A 15,142-nucleotide genomic window follows, 5' to 3' on the forward strand; every position below is an offset into this window, starting at 1 on the left:
CACTCGGCGAGGACATCGCACCCGGGACTTGCCTGGTTGGCAAGTGAAGAGCAAAGATTGATGCACTCGCAGATCGCGCAGCGACCATCTCGATGGTCATTGCCCGCCCGCCATTGCAGGAACTCGAACGGAATGGATGCCCTGCAAGCTCTTCAGGCTGTAGTTGCATCTGTCCTGCGATGAGGCGCGCGCAAGGATCCCGCAGCCAGGCGACACATCAGCATCGCCGCAACTGACGGGTCGATTTCCACTGCTGAAATGACTTGGGTTGCTTAGGCGACAAGGACGTAGTTGGGTTTGCCCGGCAATAGAGCGTGAGGGAGTTGCGCCGCCACGTAGCGGACGCGCGATTGCCTCGCACAGGCTTCCGATAGGTGTAGCGACCCAAGGCGCACGTTCGGTCACAAGAATGGCTGAGCAGACGGGCAGGGGAGAGCTCACCCTGATGCTGCGCGCGATCAGTACCGCGTACGCAGAGTATTGCGAGTCGGCACGGGGTGATGCGGAAGCACCCTGGCGGCAATGCATGTGCAAAAAGCGTCGATCTCGGGCAGTAGAAACAACCAGCGGAGCGCCTGCCGAGGCACGCCCCGCTGTACGGCGCTGGGCTTACCGCGCCGATCCGCTGACCGCGGCACCATCCAGACCCAGATCCCAGCGTAAGCTCCCCAGCCTGACAGACACCGCATAAGTGGATATTTCTGGCATCGTTACCTCAGCCAGGAGGTTCTATGCGCACCTCAAAGTTCACCGAGACGCAGATCGTCGCGACGCTCAAGCAGGCCGACGCCGGCGTGCCGGTCAAGGACGTCTGTCGCCAGGTTGGTATCAGCACAGCGACGTACTACCAGTGGAAGAGTAAGTACGGAGGCCTGGAGGCTTCGGAGCTGCGGCGGGTCAAGGAGCTTGAGTCGGAGAACGCCAAGCTCAAGCGGATGTACGCCGAGTTGGCGCTCGACAATGCGGCCATGAAGGATCTCATCGCAAAAAAACTCTGGGGCCGGCGCGCAAGCGCGAGGCCGTGCGGTACCTGATCGAGGTACACGCGCGGCCGCTGCGTCGGTCCTGTGCATGCGTCGGGCTTGCACGTGCGGCGTGGTATGCGCCACCGCTCGACTGGACAGTACGCGATGCCGAGTTGATCGCGGCGATCGCACGTGTCGTCGAAGACCGCCCCAGTCGCGGCTTTTGGAAATGCAGCGACGTACTGCGCAGGACGCGACCTGACTGGAACCCGAAGCGAATCTATCGCGTGTACAAGGCCATGCGGCTCAACCTGCGCCGCGCTGCGAAGCGGCGGCTTCCCAAGCGCGAGCGTGTCGCGCTGTATGTCCCAAGGTTGCCTGATACCGTCTGGTCGGTCGACTTCATGAGCGACGCTCTGGCGTGCGGCCGACGCTTCCGCACCTTCAACGTGGTCGACGACTTCAACCGCGAGGTGCTCCACATCGAGGTGGATACGTCGATCAACTCGCATCGTCTGGTGCGCGTGTTCGAGCAGATCAAGCACGATCATGGCCTGCCGCAGGTCGTGCGTTCCGACAACGGACCAGAGTTTCTGGGCGACGCATTTACCAGCTGGCTGAAGGTCAATGGCGTGGCGATCCAGTACATCCAGCCCGGCAAGCCGAACCAGAACGCCTTCATCGAACGTTTCAACCGCACCTTCCGGGAAGAAGTGCTCGACCAGCACCTCTTCACCCGCCTCGACGATATCCGCGAAGCTACCCATTGGTGGATGATCGATTACAACGAACAGCGGCCCCATGACGCGCTCGGCGGCCTAACGCCGACCGAGTACCGCAACCAACACGCCAGAAGGTCTACTTTTGGACTGTCTGCTTGACGGGGGAGCTTACGCCAGGCCACCGTGGCGAACAACAGCTCTTCTTCGCTGCATACGCGGCGCGGGTTGATCAGGGCCAGCAGCTCCGCGCGTGCGCTGTTTTCCAGCCGTTCCAGCGCGGCCGGCATGCGGACACGCCGCAGTGCAGGCCTGGCGGCATCGCTTTGCGCGATGCGCTCGGCATGTGCGGCTGCCAGCGCAGCGGCCTGCAGTGCGGCGGTAGGGGCATCGATGCTCGGGGCAACAAGTGTCATGGGCGAAACACCAGGTCGTGACGGAACGACAAATCCCCGGAAGGCCGGGGAATGTCGGAATCAGCAGCTGCGTGGCGACATCAGTCTTAGAACAACTCGACCGTGCCGGCACCCATGCCTTGCTGTGCCACCGGCTTGTGCGGCGGGCGTTCCCACTCCACGCGCATGTCGCGCAGGCGGTTGGACACCTTGGCCAGCGCGGCGACCAGGTCGCTGTCGTACACGCCGCCATTGCGATGCAGCAGTTCCTGCAGCGCCACCGCTTCGCGGTTGATCGCGGTCAGGCGGTCCAGGTGGGTGTGGATGCCGCTCAGCGTCTGCGTGGCGATGTCCTCGAACTGCAGGGCACGCACCGCTTCGGCCACGCTGCCATCGATCGAGCGTGCGCACTCGGAGATCTCGCGCATGCCATCGCCCAACGAAGCATTGATCTGGGCGACGTTCTCCAGCATAGCGGCCGATTCGTGGCGCGCCTCGCGGGAGCGGTCCATGTGGCGCGAGGCCAGCTGCGAGACCGTTTCACGCACCTTGGCGATCGATTCCTTGGAGCTGTGCGCCAGCTTGCGGATCTGCTCGTTGAAGGTGGTGGAGCGCTCGGACAGGTTGCGCACCTCGTCGGCGACCACCGCGAAGCCGCGACCGGCTTCACCGGCACGTGCTGCTTCGATGGCGGCGTTCAAGGCCAGCAGGTTGGTCTGGTCGGCGATCGACTTGACGTCTTCCAGCAGCGCGAAGATGCCGTCCAGGTGCTGCGCCATCTCATCGATGTGATGGACGGTGTTGGTGCTTTGGCCGCTCACCTGTTCCAGCGCTTCCACCAACTGCTCCATGCGGGAGCTGGCATGCTGGGCGAAGCGGACGACGTCGACGCCGGCACTGCCGTCGTCACCGGCACGGTCGACGATGCGGGCCAGTGCCTGGCTTTGCTGACGCGATTTACGATTCATCGCTTCGAAGCTGCCACCCAGGCCGGACACGGCCTGGCGGATCAGTTCGCGGGCACGCTCGACTTCCGAGCGCGATCCGTCGACTTCGTTGCTGACGAACGTGCGCAGTTCGTTGAGCAGTTGATCCTGCTCGCGCAGGATACGGGCCTGGTCCGGATTAGGCCGGAACTGGAAATACGTCACCCAGGCAGCGAAACCCAACCAACTGAGGGTCATGGTCGCCAGGATCGCCCAGCGCACCGAAGCGGGCCAGTCGAATCCGACAGCGAAAGGAAACAGCAAGGTCAGAGCCAAAGGGGCGGCTAGACGGATGAGTGGACGTGAATACATGGGCGTTCTCGGCAGAGTCACGGTTGCTGTATCGGCACTGCCCCCGTTGTCTTTAGCGACGATCGCCACATCGCCTGGCCCGTTCAACCGCCGTTGACGCTGCTCAGCGGCCGCTAGCGCGCAGATGTAGGCGGTTTTTCGCGCCCGTTAGCGCAACGCGCGGTCTACCGCTTCGATCATTGCGCGTTTGGCGAACAGGAAATCCCACAGGCTGCCGCCCATCTGCCGCCACAGCACCGCCGAGCGCACTGCCGCCAGCAACAGCGCGCGGATCTCCGCGACCACACCCGCCTGGCCCAGGTAGTGCGGGTTGCCTTGCACCATGACCTTGGGCCGCAGGTGGCTGATGGTCTGCGCGTACAGCCCGCCGAGCGCGCTCAACACATCGGGGTGGCTGCTGTCGCCCAGTTGCTGGGCCTGGCGCGCTGCCGCGTCGATTCCGCTGGCGACAGTCGCGACGGTGCTGGCATCGCGTACGAACCGACGCTCCAGCTGCAGCACGGCCAGTGCCAGGCGCGGCAGCACTTCGTCCTGGCCCTGGTTGCGGAAGTAGTTGTGCAACAGGCGCAGGCCAGGTGCCAGCGCCGCTGCCGAGCCGTACACGGCCTCCGGCGAGGCAGCGTCCACACGGAACACGCTGTCCATGGCGGTGCGTACCGTCGCCGCTTCCGAATGCCCGGTCTCGGCGATCCGCCGCACTTGTTGCAGGGCCTGAGCAACCCCGGCAAGCGCCAGCACACGGTGATCCATGGAAGCACTCATCAAGCCACTACCTCAGAGGAAAAAGAAGATCCCGCCAACTGGCGTTCCAGCGGTGCGTCGGTCGCCGCGATGACCGCGCCGCCCAGGCATTCCTGCCCGTCGTACAGCACCAGCGACTGCCCCGGCGTCACCGCCCGTTGCGGCCGTTCGAAGCGCACCTGCACGCTGCCATCGTCCTGCACATCCACCGTGCAGGGCTCGTCGGGCTGACGGTAGCGCGTCTGCGCAGTGCAGTTGAACCGGCGTGCCGGCGGCGCCCCGGTCACCCAGTGGGCTTGTTCGGACCGGAGCCAGTGCGATTGCAGCAGCGGGCTGTCGCGGTGCTGGTCCACATACAGCACATTGCTGGCCACATCCTTGCCAACCACGTACCACGGCGCGGCCGCCCGCCCGCGCACGCCGCCGATGTTCAGCCCCTCGCGCTGGCCCAGGGTGAAGTAGAACACCCCCGGATGTTCGGCGATGCGCTGCCCCTGCGGATCGCGGATCTCGCCGGCGCGCGCGGGCAGATAGCGGCCCAGGAACTCGCGGAAATCGCGCTCGCCGATGAAACAGATGCCAGTGGAATCCTTCTTGGCATGGGTCGGCAAGCCGGCATCCTGGGCAATACGGCGCAACCTGCTTTTTTCCAGATCGCCGATCGGGAACAGGGTGGCGGCCAACTGCGTCTGCCCCAGCTGATGCAGGAAATAGCTCTGGTCCTTGCCGCGGTCGGCGCCACGCAGCAGCCGCCACCGCCCACCGCGATGCGCCACCTGCGCGTAGTGGCCGGTGGCGATGCGCTCGGCACCCAGCGCCTGTGCCGCATCCAGAAAATGCTTGAACTTCACTTCGCGATTGCACAACACGTCGGGGTTGGGCGTGCGTCCGGCCGCGTACTCGGCCAGGAAATGCTCGAACACGCCGCTCCAGTATTCGCCGGAGAAGTCGCGAAAATGAAACGGGATGCCCAGCACGCCACACACCGCCACCGCATCGCGACGGTCGTCTTCGGCGCGGCAATCGCCGCTGCCGTCGTCGGCCCAGTTCTGCATGAACAGCCCGGCGATTGGTTCGCCTTGCTGCGCCAGCTTCCACGCCGCCACGGACGAATCCACGCCGCCTGACACCCCCACCACAATGCGCGGCGTACTCATGCGATGTGCCGCACCAGGGAGAGTGGATGGCGCTGCCCGGCCAGGTAATCGGCGACCACCTCCCACACCAGCGGGCTGCGCAGGCGCTCGGTGGAGGCGCGCAGTTCGTCCGGGGTCATCCACAACGCGCGCACCACGCCGGTGTCCAGACTGCGTTCGGGGTGATGGGTCAGCGCATCGGCAACGAACGCAAAGCGCAAGAAGCACTGCCCGTTGGCCGCAACCCACTGGTAGGTCCCGATGAACTGGGTCAGGCGCACGTCCCAGCCAGTCTCCTCCAGGGTCTCGCGTACGGCGGCATCCTGCAGGCTTTCGTCCGGCTCCAGATGCCCGGCAGGCTGGTTCAGCAGCAAGCGGCCGCCGATGGCTTCTTCTACCTGCAACAAGCGTCCATCGCGCACCACGACTGTGGCCACTGTCACATCGGGATGCCAACGTTGCTCTGGTGTACTCATCGAATCTGCTCCAGCGCGGTGGGCCACCAGGGCGCCGCTCGTGCGACGTAACCGGCACTGCGGTGCCACCCCGGCACGGCTGCGCCGTCGTGAACGGTGCGCATCAGGGCATCTGCGGTCGACGACGGCGCCAGCAACTGCGCGGTCATGGGATCGGTCATCAAGGGCCAGCCAAGGAATTGGAGACAAATTGTGCGGGCCACAGCGTAAATCGTCCAATGCGCGCAAGGTTGAACCGTATAATGGCCGGATGCCTCGGAATACCTCACACGAACACGACCACGGCCTGATGGTCGAAGCCGGCAAGCCGGAAGTGGCGCCACCGCCGCGCTACCAGGTGCTGTTGCTGAACGACGACTACACCCCGATGGACTTCGTGGTGACCGTCCTGGAGCAGTTTTTCAACCTGAATCTGGAGCAAGCCACCCAGATCATGTTGCACGTCCACACCCGCGGGCGTGGCGTGTGCGGGGTCTACAGCCGTGAGGTCGCCGAGTCGAAAGTGGCCCAGGTCAACGAGTTTTCGCGCATGAACCAGCACCCGCTGCTGTGCATGATGGAACAGGCCTGAGGCGCCCGCTAGATCATTCCAGCAGCGCAACAGTGTGGCTGCGATCACGTGCTAACGCTGTCTGAACATGCCTATCCGATAGGGTTGTGGAAAATCCCAACAAAAGCCGCATATTGTTGGCAACAGCCGTTCGGAGTTACCAATGTTCAGCAAAGACCTAGAGCAAACCATCGGCCAGTGCTACAAGCGAGCACGCGAGGCGCGTCATGAGTTCATGACCGTCGAGCACCTGCTGCTCTCGCTGCTGGACAATCCTTCCGCCCAGGCCGTGCTCAAGGCCTGCGGGGCAGACCAGGTGCGCCTGCACAACGACCTGGAGCAGGCAATCGAAGCCTCGGTCTCGCGCCTGGCCGAAGACGACGGGCGCGACACGCAGCCCACCCTGGGATTCCAGCGCGTGTTGCAGCGCGCGGTCTACCACGTCCAGTCTTCGGGCAAGAAGGAAGTCACCGGTGCCAACGTGCTGGTCGCGATCTTCGGTGAGAAGGACTCGCACGCGGTGTACTTCCTGAACCAACAGGACATCACCCGCCTCGATATCGTCAATTATCTCTCGCACGGCATCGCCAAGCTGGGCGAGGACGGCGAGCAGCCGTCCGCGCCGGATGGCGAGTCCAAGAGTGAGGGCGGGGAGGGCGAGGCCAAGGGCGACGCGCTGGCCGAGTTCGCCACCAATCTCAACGATCAGGCACGCAACGGGAAGATCGACCCGCTGGTCGGCCGTAGCGACGAGATCGAGCGCACCATCCAGGTCCTGTGCCGCCGGCGCAAGAACAACCCGCTGTACGTAGGCGAGGCTGGCGTGGGCAAGACCGCGATTGCCGAGGGCCTGGCCAAGCGCATCGTCGACAACGACGTGCCGGAAGTGCTGGCCGATGCGGTGATCTACTCGCTGGATCTGGGCGCACTGGTGGCGGGCACCAAGTACCGCGGCGATTTCGAAAAGCGTCTCAAGGGCGTGCTGGCCGCGTTGAAGAAGGTGCCCAATGCGGTGCTGTTCATCGACGAGATCCACACCATCATCGGTGCCGGCTCGGCGTCTGGCGGCACCATGGACGCTTCCAACCTGATCAAGCCCGCGCTGTCGTCGGGCGAGCTGCGCTGCATCGGCTCGACCACGTTCCAGGAATATCGCGGCATTTTCGAGAAGGATCGTGCGCTGGCGCGTCGGTTCCAGAAGATCGATATCGTCGAGCCGACCGTGGGCGAGACGTTCGAGATCCTGCAGGGCCTCAAGCCCAAGTACGAGGCGCATCACGGCGTGACCTACGCCGACGACGCGCTGCAAGCGGCCGTCGACCTGTCGGTGAAGCATATCGGCGACCGTTTGCTGCCGGACAAGGCGATCGATGTGATCGACGAGGCCGGTGCGCGTCAGCGTCTGCTGCCGGAAGGCAAGCGCAAGGAACTGATCGATATTGAAGAAATCGAAACCATCGTCGCCAAGATGGCGCGGATTCCGGCTAAGCAAGTCAGCGCAACCGACAAGGATGTACTGCAGCACCTGGAGCGCAACCTGAAGATGGTGATCTTCGGGCAGAATCCGGCGATCGAAACGCTAGCTGGCTCGATCAAGCTGGCGCGCTCGGGTCTGGCTAATCCGGAAAAGCCGATCGGCAACTTCCTGTTCGCCGGCCCCACCGGTGTCGGCAAGACCGAGGTCACCAAGCAACTTGCGCTGCAGCTGGGCATCGAGCTTGTGCGTTTCGATATGTCCGAGTACATGGAAGCGCATTCGATCAGCCGTCTCATCGGTGCGCCCCCGGGCTATGTCGGTTTCGATCAGGGTGGCTTGTTGACCGAGAAGATCGTCAAGACACCGCACTGCGTGCTGCTGCTGGACGAGGTGGAGAAGGCGCATCCGGACATCTTCAACATCCTGTTGCAGGTCATGGACCGCGGCATTCTGACCGACACCAACGGGCGCGAGGCCAACTTTAAGAACGTGATCCTGGTGATGACGACCAATGCCGGCGCCACCCAGGCATCGCGCCGGTCGATCGGTTTCACTAAGCAGGATCATTCTACCGATGCGATGGAGTCGATCCGTCGCGGTTTCACGCCCGAGTTCCGCAACCGCCTGGATGCGATCGTGCAGTTCCAGCCCCTGGCGTTCGACCACATCCTGCGGGTGGTGGACAAGTTCATCATCGAGCTGGAAATGCTGTTGCAGGAAAAGCACGTCTCCCTGTCGGCCACCCCGACCGCGCGCGACTGGCTGGCTCAGCACGGCTTCGATCCGCTGATGGGTGCGCGGCCGATGTCGCGGGTGATCCAGGAGAAGATCAAGCGCCCGCTCGCCGACGAACTGCTGTTCGGCAAGTTGGTGGACGGTGGCCGGGTCAACATCGACGTCAAGGACGGCGAACTGGTGGTCGAGGCGCATCCGGAACCGGAGCGTCTGCTGCCCGCGACCGTGGATTGATCGCCTTTAAGGTGTTTGGCAGGTAACGAAAAGCCGCTCGAAAGAGCGGCTTTTCTGCGTCTTCAGCGCGTATTGCAATCACGCGCCCTGACAATGGCCCGCCTGGCGGGAATGCGTGATGGTCGACGCGTCAGTGATGCGCTCCTACGCTGCCGGCACGTTGCCGAGCAGCCGGTGCGGAGCAGGGCAGTGCCTCTCGGTTGGCGCCTTTTACCGTGCGCTCAAATTGCAGACACGACAAAAAGCGGCCAATGGCCGCCTCGCGTCTGACGTACCAGGACCGCTTACTTCATGCGGTAGGTAATACGACCCTTGGTCAGGTCGTAGGGAGTCATCTCAACTTTGACCCGGTCGCCGGTCAGGATGCGGATGTAGTTCTTGCGCATACGTCCGGAGATGTGGGCGATGATTTCATGCCCGTTCTCCAGCTTGACCCGGAACGTGGTGTTGGGAAGCGTCTCGCTGACGCTGCCTTCGAATTCAATGGAGTCGTCTTTCGACATGTAATCCTGTGCAATCACGGCTGGCCCGGCAGGGCCGTAAGGGACGACATTTTACGCGCCATCTCCCCGCGGTGCAAATTTTATGTTAAGCGGGTCTCACACAGGTCGCTGGCGGCATGCTCGCCGTAACGTTGAGACCAACTACCCGGCGGTTCCGCCTGGGCAACCTGGCGTTGCACCTCGTGCAAAAAGTCAGCGCGCTGCCAGCGTTCGGCGCCCAGGCTCAGCAGGTGCGGATTTTCCACCTGCGCATCGATCAGTGGCCACCCTCGGCCATGCAGATTGGCGGACAAGGCGGCCAGCGCCACCTTGGAGCCGCCGCTTTCCCCGCTGAACATGCTTTCGCCGAAAAACATCCGGCCAATCGCGACGCCGTAGATCCCTCCAACCAGGCGCGCGCCGTCGAACACCTCGATCGAATGCGCGTGGCCTAGACGGTGCAGGGCGATATAGGCCTGCTGCATTTCCGCGCTGATCCAGGTGCCGTCCTGGCCTGGGCGCGGACTGGCGGCACAGGCGGCGATCACCTGCTCGAACGCAGTATCGGCCCGAACCGTCCAGGTGCTTGCGCGAAGCTGGCGCTTGAAGCGGGAGGACAGGCGCACGCCGTCAGTACGAAAGACCATGCGCGGATCCGGGCTCCACCACAGGATCGGTTGACCGTCCGAGTACCACGGGAAAATGCCATGCGCGTACGCGTTGAGCAGGCGCTGGGGCGACAGGTCGCCGCCGATGGCGAGCAGGCCGTCTGGGTCGCGCAGGGCCTTGCCTGCCGCCGGAAACGGCGCCGCCGGGTCGGCATCGAGCAAAAAGGGGAAGTGGCGCGCCATCCATGCAGTGTAGGGCAGCTGGCAAACCGATAGCGTGGACCACGATGCGTGCTGTGCCCCATGGTGCGTCTGCGAGCGCTGCCCGGAATTAGCGCGACCAGATGCAGGCTCCGGTTCCTGGGCACAGTTCGCGTCCACCTGACGACTGCTCATGACATTTGTCGGCCGATCCAGCCTGCGTGCTGCTGGCGGGATGCGCCGCGCAGCAGGAACTACCCCGCAACGCCGCGCATTCAATCCGCCTCGCTCGTGCGCCCTGACTGGATCAACCGCGAAACGGGCTGTGCTCGGACAGTTCCCGTGCGTGCCCGGCGACTGCCTCGCGCTCGTCCGCACACCACTGTGCCAGCGGCTCGCGAAAGCCCGGGTCGGCGATCCAGTGCCTGCTGCGCACCAGGGTGGGCAGAAAGCCGCGCGCGATCTTGTGCTGGCCTTGGGCGCCAGGCTCGAAGCGGGTCAGGCCTTCGCGCAGGCAATATTCGATGCCCTGGTAGTAGCAGGTCTCGAAATGCAGTCCGGGCAGGGCTTCACCGCCCCAGTAGCGGCCGTACAACGTGTCGTGGCCGCGCAGGCAGAGTGCCCCGGCAATGGGATGGCCATCGAGGTCGGCCAGGAACATCACCAGCTGGCGCGGCATGGCCGTGGCCAGGTGCTGCAGGAACTGCGGCGTCAGCGCAGGCGAATTTCCGTATTCGTTGAAGGTCTTGAGATAGAAGCCGTACATCGCGGCCAGATCCGCATCGCTGGCCTCATCGCCGTGCACCACGCGCAGTTGCACACCGGCACGCTGCACCTTGGCGCGTTCCTGGCGAATGTTCTTGCGGTGCTTGTGATCCATCGCCGCCAGGAACGTCTCGAAATCGCTCCAGCCGCTGGCGTTGTGCCAGTGGTACTGCAGGTCGTTGCGCTCCAGCCAATCGGCATCGAAGGCGGCGTCTTCATTGGCGGGATAAAAGTTCACATGCGCTGACGACAGTCCGTTGCGCTCCACCAGCTCGCGCATCGCCTTCAGCAGGTGGCCGCGCCACGTGGGCGCACCAAGCAGGCGCGGGCCGGTGACGGGCGAGTAGGGCACCCCGCACAGCCACTTGGGGAAGTATTCCTGGCCATAGCGCGCGTATGCATGCGCCCAGGCGTGGTCGAACACGAACTCGCCGTGCGAGTTGTTCTTGAGGTAGCCGGGAGCCGCGGCCACCAGGGAGTCGCCTTCCCACAAGGTCAGGTGCAGCGGGTTCCAGCCCCAGTCCGGGCGCAGGCAGCCCTCGCGTTCAAGGCCTTGCAGAAATGCGTCGCTGATAAAGGGATGGGTGCCATCGTGCAGCGCATCCCAGGCGCCGGCTGGCAGCTCGTCCAGCTGACGACACCAGCGTGCGGTCATACCCACGCGGGGAGCCCTTTGGCGATGCTGGCCGCGTGGCGCGGCCGGCAATCAGGCGCCATCTCAGGCGCTCTTGTCGAGATAACGCTCGGCATCCAGCGCGGCCATGCAGCCGAAGCCGGCCGAGGTGATGGCCTGGCGGTAATGCTGGTCGGCCACGTCGCCGGCGGCGAACACGCCGGCCACCGAGGTTTCGGTCGCTCCACCGTTCAGGCCGGAACGGATCTCCAGGTAGCCGTTGTTCATTGCCAGCTGGCCATCGAACAACTGCGTGTTGGGGTGATGGCCGATCGCCACGAAGAAGCCGTGTGCCTGGATCTCGCGGGTACTGCCGTCCTGCGTGGACTTCACCCGCACGCCGGTCACGCCGGCATCGTTGCCCAGCACTTCGTCCACCGCATGGTGCCAGACAGTCTCGATCTTGCCGGCGGCCACCTTGGCGAACAGCTTGTCCTGCATGATCTTTTCTGCGCGCAGCGTATCGCGGCGATGCACCAGGTAGACCTTGCGGGCGATGTTAGACAGGTACAGCGCCTCTTCGACCGCGGTGTTGCCGCCGCCGACGACGACCACGTCCTGGTTCTTGTAGAAGAAGCCGTCGCAAGTGGCGCAGGCGGAGACGCCACGGCCCTTGAAGGCTTCTTCGGTGGGGATGCCCAGGTACTTGGCGGTCGCGCCGGTGGCGATGATGAGTGCGTCGCAGGTGTACTCGGCGCCATCACCGATCAGCCGGAACGGGCGCTGCGACAGGTCTGCCGTGTGGATGTGGTCGAAGATGACCTCGGTCTCGAAGCGCTCGGCATGCGCCTGCATGCGGCTCATCAGGTCCGGACCCATCAGGCCATGGGGGTCGCCCGGCCAGTTGTCCACTTCGGTCGTGGTCATCAGCTGGCCGCCTTGTTGCAGCCCGGTGATCACCACCGGCTTGAGATTGGCGCGGGCGGCGTAGACCGCGGCGGTCCAGCCGGCCGGGCCGGAGCCCAGGATCAACAGGCGGGAGTGCTTGGCGGGGCTGGCAGAAGAGGCGCTCATGTATACTCGCGATCTAAGAATTGGGAGGGCAGGCGAAGTCATTCGCGCCCCCGTGGCGGCATAGAGTGGCGATCCCCACCCGGTGAATCAAGGCGGCGCGATGGAACTGCTTGAACCGCAGATGGCATGCTCCGCTCAAACCACGTGCTCGACGCCGCCTTGTGCGGCGTTTTTCGTTGCGCGGCGCCTGGCTGGACGGGCAGGGCGCATGCAACTGCTGAAACCGTGGCTTCAGTCGTTTATTATCAAACACTAACAGCATTTTTCTAAGGTCTGGCTACAGGTGGCAAAGCAGGTTCCCGAACGCAGCAGCAAGCCCGCAGAGGGCAAATCGTCGTCGCGCAAGACGGCGGCGGCGGACAATCCGCGGCGGCAGAAGCTCTGGCGCGATCTGGCCTTGATCGCGGTGGCGCCGTTGCTGCTGTATCTGCTGGCCAGCCTGTTCACTTACTCGGCGACCGATCCGGGGTGGTCGCGCACCGGCAATCTGGTTGCGCCGATCCATAACATGGGCGGCCGATTCGGCGCCCTGGCGGCCGACGTGTTGCTGCAGCTGTTCGGGTATGTGGCCTTCCTGCTGCCGGTGCTGTTGGGGGCGGTGGCCTGGATCGCCTTGATCGGCGAGCGCGAAGAGCAAACCCAAAGCGATCTGGGGCCGGCGCTGCGCCTGGTCGGCATGGTGGGGTTCCTGATTTCCTCGACCGGCTTCCTGCATCTGCGCCTGTTCCAGGGCGAGGTGGCCGAGGCCGGCGGCATCCTGGGCAAATTGGTTGCCGGCTCGCTCAGCTCCGGCTTCGGTGCCTTGGGCGCAAACCTGTTCGTGCTGGTGCTGCTGTTGGTGTCGATCACCCTGGCGACCGGTTTGTCGTGGTTTGCGGTGATGGAGCGCATCGGCAAGTGGGTGCTGGCGCTGGGGCCGCTGATGCAGCGCAAGACCCACCAGGCCACCGAGTGGCAGCAGACCCGGGTGATGCGCGAAGAGCGCGAGGAAGTGCGCAAGGTCGATGCGGTCAAGCAGGCCAAGCGCGAGCCAGTGAAGATCGAGCCGCCGCCAGCGCCGGTGGTGGAAAAAAGCGAGCGCGCCAAACGCGACACCCAGATTCCGATGTTCCAGGGCGTCAGCACCGATGGCTCGGACCTGCCGCCGCTGGCGCTGCTGGACGACCCCAAGCCGCAGACCAAGGGCTATTCGGAAGAGACGCTGGAAACGCTGTCGCGGCAGATCGAGTTCAAGCTCAAGGATTTCCGCATCGAGGCGCAGGTGGTCGGGGCCTATCCGGGCCCGGTGATCACCCGCTTCGAGATCGAGCCGGCGCCAGGCATCAAGGTCAGCCAGATCAGCTCGCTGGACAAGGACATCGCGCGTGGGTTGTCGGTCAAGTCGGTGCGCGTGGTGGACGTGATCCCGGGCAAGTCGGTGATCGGCCTGGAAATTCCCAACGTCAGCCGGGAGATGATCTTCCTCTCCGAATTGCTGCGCTCCAAGGAATACGACAAGTCGGCCAGTCCGCTGACGCTTGCGCTGGGCAAGGACATTGCCGGCCGGCCGACCGTGGCCGACCTGGCGCGCATGCCGCACTTGCTGGTGGCCGGTACCACCGGCTCGGGCAAGTCGGTGGCGGTCAATGCGATGGTGCTGAGCCTGCTGCTCAAGGCCTCGCACAAGGAACTGCGGATGCTGATGATCGACCCGAAGATGCTCGAACTGAGCGTCTACCAGGGCATCCCGCACCTGCTGGCGCCAGTGGTCACCGACATGAAGGAGGCCGCCAACGGCCTGCGTTGGTGCGTGGCCGAGATGGAGCGCCGCTACAAGCTGATGAGCGCGGTGGGCGTGCGCAACCTGGCCGGCTTCAACAAGAAGGTCAAGGACGCCATCGACGCCGGTCAGCCGATGATGGACCCGCTGTTCAAGCCGAACCCGGAACTGGGCGAAGCGCCGCGGCCGCTGGAGACGCTGCCGTTCATCGTCATCTTCATCGACGAATTCGCCGACATGATGATGATCGTCGGCAAGAAGGTCGAAGAGCTCATCGCGCGCCTGGCGCAGAAGGCGCGTGCGGCCGGCATCCACTTGATCCTGGCCACGCAGCGGCCGTCGGTGGACGTGATCACCGGCCTGATCAAGGCCAATATCCCGACCCGCGTGGCGTTCCAGGTCAGCTCCAAGATCGACTCGCGCACCATCCTGGACCAGTCCGGTGCCGAAGCGTTGTTGGGCAATGGCGACATGCTGTACCTGCCGCCGGGCACCGCATTGCCGGACCGCGTACACGGGGCTTTCGTCAGCGACGAGGAAGTGCATCGCGTGGTCGAGCATCTCAAGGCCAGCGGGCCGGTGTCCTACGTCGAAGGCGTGCTGGACGAAGTGCAGACCATGGGCGATGGCACCGTGGTCGGTGCCACCGGCCTGCCGGAAAGCAGTGGCGGTGGCGGCGACGAATCGGACCCGTTGTACGACGAGGCTTTGCGCATCGTCACCGAGACCCGGCGTGCCTCGATTTCCGGCGTACAGCGGCGTCTGAAGATCGGCTACAACCGCGCCGCGCGCCTGATCGAGGCGATGGAAGCGGCCGGCGTGGTCAGCCCGCCCGAGCACAATGGCGACCGCACCGTGCTGGCACCGCCGCCGCCGAAGTAGGTCGGCGATGTCGTGGCGCGTTTCAGGTGCAG

The 15,142-nt window shown here is 64.4% G+C and carries 13 protein-coding genes and 1 pseudogene; 4 read left to right on the forward strand and 10 right to left on the reverse strand.

What is annotated here, in order from left to right; translation table 11 throughout:
• Positions 1-731 precede the first annotated feature (731 nt).
• Positions 732-1,846, forward strand: a protein-coding gene (locus tag ACCQ03_RS07145) for an IS3 family transposase (protein WP_170922305.1) whose coding sequence is annotated in 2 segments (ribosomal slippage) — positions 732-984 and positions 984-1,846 — 1,116 coding nt in all. Because the reading frame shifts where the segments join, the coding sequence is not laid out codon by codon here.
• Between the two features lie 14 nt (positions 1,847-1,860).
• On the opposite strand, the pseudogene ACCQ03_RS07150 reads toward ACCQ03_RS07145, so the two are convergent.
• The 6 genes and pseudogenes from ACCQ03_RS07150 to ACCQ03_RS07175 all read right to left on the reverse strand — a co-directional run.
• Positions 1,861-2,100, reverse strand: a pseudogene (locus ACCQ03_RS07150) (hypothetical protein); the annotation flags it as partial.
• Positions 2,101-2,186: 86 nt separating this feature from the next.
• On the reverse strand, positions 2,187-3,464 hold the full coding sequence (locus ACCQ03_RS07155) for a methyl-accepting chemotaxis protein (protein ID WP_209226949.1): 1,278 nt from the start codon (positions 3,462-3,464) through the stop codon (positions 2,187-2,189).
• A gap of 60 nt (positions 3,465-3,524) precedes the next feature.
• Positions 3,525-4,139, reverse strand: a complete 615-nt coding sequence (gene hflD, locus ACCQ03_RS07160) for a high frequency lysogenization protein HflD (protein ID WP_057678139.1) — start codon at positions 4,137-4,139, stop codon at positions 3,525-3,527.
• Positions 4,139-5,275, reverse strand: a complete 1,137-nt coding sequence (gene mnmA, locus ACCQ03_RS07165; RefSeq protein ID WP_150146003.1) for a tRNA 2-thiouridine(34) synthase MnmA — start codon at positions 5,273-5,275, stop codon at positions 4,139-4,141. Before mnmA ends, hflD begins: the two co-directional genes overlap by 1 nt.
• Complete coding sequence (locus ACCQ03_RS07170; RefSeq protein ID WP_057678137.1) at positions 5,272-5,730, reverse strand: NUDIX hydrolase; 459 nt, start codon at positions 5,728-5,730, stop codon at positions 5,272-5,274. Before ACCQ03_RS07170 ends, mnmA begins: the two co-directional genes overlap by 4 nt.
• Positions 5,727-5,891: a hypothetical protein gene (locus tag ACCQ03_RS07175; protein ID WP_209226946.1), complete on the reverse strand. Its 165-nt coding sequence runs from the start codon at positions 5,889-5,891 to the stop codon at positions 5,727-5,729. The genes ACCQ03_RS07170 and ACCQ03_RS07175 overlap by 4 nt, the downstream gene beginning before the upstream one ends.
• Before the next feature lie 89 nt (positions 5,892-5,980).
• Here ACCQ03_RS07175 and clpS point away from each other — a divergent pair, with 89 nt between their 5' ends.
• Positions 5,981-6,301 (forward strand): ATP-dependent Clp protease adapter ClpS, encoded by a 321-nt coding sequence (gene clpS / locus ACCQ03_RS07180; RefSeq protein ID WP_057678136.1) that lies wholly within the window; start codon positions 5,981-5,983, stop codon positions 6,299-6,301.
• Positions 6,302-6,443: 142 nt separating this feature from the next.
• Complete coding sequence (gene clpA / locus ACCQ03_RS07185; protein WP_039569859.1) at positions 6,444-8,726, forward strand: ATP-dependent Clp protease ATP-binding subunit ClpA; 2,283 nt, start codon at positions 6,444-6,446, stop codon at positions 8,724-8,726.
• 284 nt (positions 8,727-9,010) lie between these two features.
• On the opposite strand, the gene infA is transcribed toward clpA, so the two are convergent.
• From infA to trxB, 4 genes are all read right to left on the reverse strand, one after another.
• Positions 9,011-9,229: a translation initiation factor IF-1 gene (gene infA, locus ACCQ03_RS07190; protein ID WP_002813418.1), complete on the reverse strand. Its 219-nt coding sequence runs from the start codon at positions 9,227-9,229 to the stop codon at positions 9,011-9,013.
• An 80-nt stretch (positions 9,230-9,309) separates the two neighbouring features.
• Positions 9,310-10,059, reverse strand: a complete 750-nt coding sequence (gene aat, locus ACCQ03_RS07195; RefSeq protein ID WP_057678135.1) for a leucyl/phenylalanyl-tRNA--protein transferase — start codon at positions 10,057-10,059, stop codon at positions 9,310-9,312.
• A gap of 265 nt (positions 10,060-10,324) precedes the next feature.
• Positions 10,325-11,443: a GNAT family N-acetyltransferase gene (locus tag ACCQ03_RS07200; RefSeq protein WP_209226945.1), complete on the reverse strand. Its 1,119-nt coding sequence runs from the start codon at positions 11,441-11,443 to the stop codon at positions 10,325-10,327.
• A gap of 57 nt (positions 11,444-11,500) precedes the next feature.
• On the reverse strand, positions 11,501-12,469 hold the full coding sequence (trxB, locus tag ACCQ03_RS07205; RefSeq protein ID WP_209226941.1) for a thioredoxin-disulfide reductase: 969 nt from the start codon (positions 12,467-12,469) through the stop codon (positions 11,501-11,503).
• Positions 12,470-12,752: 283 nt separating this feature from the next.
• Between trxB and ACCQ03_RS07210 the strand changes: the two genes are divergently transcribed.
• Positions 12,753-15,110, forward strand: a complete 2,358-nt coding sequence (locus tag ACCQ03_RS07210; protein WP_209226939.1) for a DNA translocase FtsK — start codon at positions 12,753-12,755, stop codon at positions 15,108-15,110.
• Positions 15,111-15,142 lie beyond the last annotated feature (32 nt).

The sequence above is a fragment of the Xanthomonas sp. NCPPB 3569 genome (assembly GCF_041475645.2).
GTDB classification, from domain to species: Bacteria; Pseudomonadota; Gammaproteobacteria; order Xanthomonadales; family Xanthomonadaceae; genus Xanthomonas; species Xanthomonas phaseoli.

Excerpts from the sequence above, each read along its gene's own strand:
- hflD (WP_057678139.1), bottom strand. The coding sequence starts at position 4,139 with ATGAGTGCTTCCATGGATCACCGTGTGCTGGCGCTTGCCGGGGTTGCT.
- mnmA (WP_150146003.1), bottom strand. The coding sequence starts at position 5,275 with ATGAGTACGCCGCGCATTGTGGTGGGGGTGTCAGGCGGCGTGGATTCG.
- ACCQ03_RS07170 (WP_057678137.1), bottom strand. The coding sequence starts at position 5,730 with ATGAGTACACCAGAGCAACGTTGGCATCCCGATGTGACAGTGGCCACA.
- ACCQ03_RS07175 (WP_209226946.1), bottom strand. The coding sequence starts at position 5,891 with ATGACCGATCCCATGACCGCGCAGTTGCTGGCGCCGTCGTCGACCGCA.
- clpS (WP_057678136.1), top strand. The coding sequence starts at position 5,981 with ATGCCTCGGAATACCTCACACGAACACGACCACGGCCTGATGGTCGAA.
- clpA (WP_039569859.1), top strand. The coding sequence starts at position 6,444 with ATGTTCAGCAAAGACCTAGAGCAAACCATCGGCCAGTGCTACAAGCGA.
- infA (WP_002813418.1), bottom strand. The coding sequence starts at position 9,229 with ATGTCGAAAGACGACTCCATTGAATTCGAAGGCAGCGTCAGCGAGACG.
- aat (WP_057678135.1), bottom strand. The coding sequence starts at position 10,059 with ATGGCGCGCCACTTCCCCTTTTTGCTCGATGCCGACCCGGCGGCGCCG.
- trxB (WP_209226941.1), bottom strand. The coding sequence starts at position 12,469 with ATGAGCGCCTCTTCTGCCAGCCCCGCCAAGCACTCCCGCCTGTTGATC.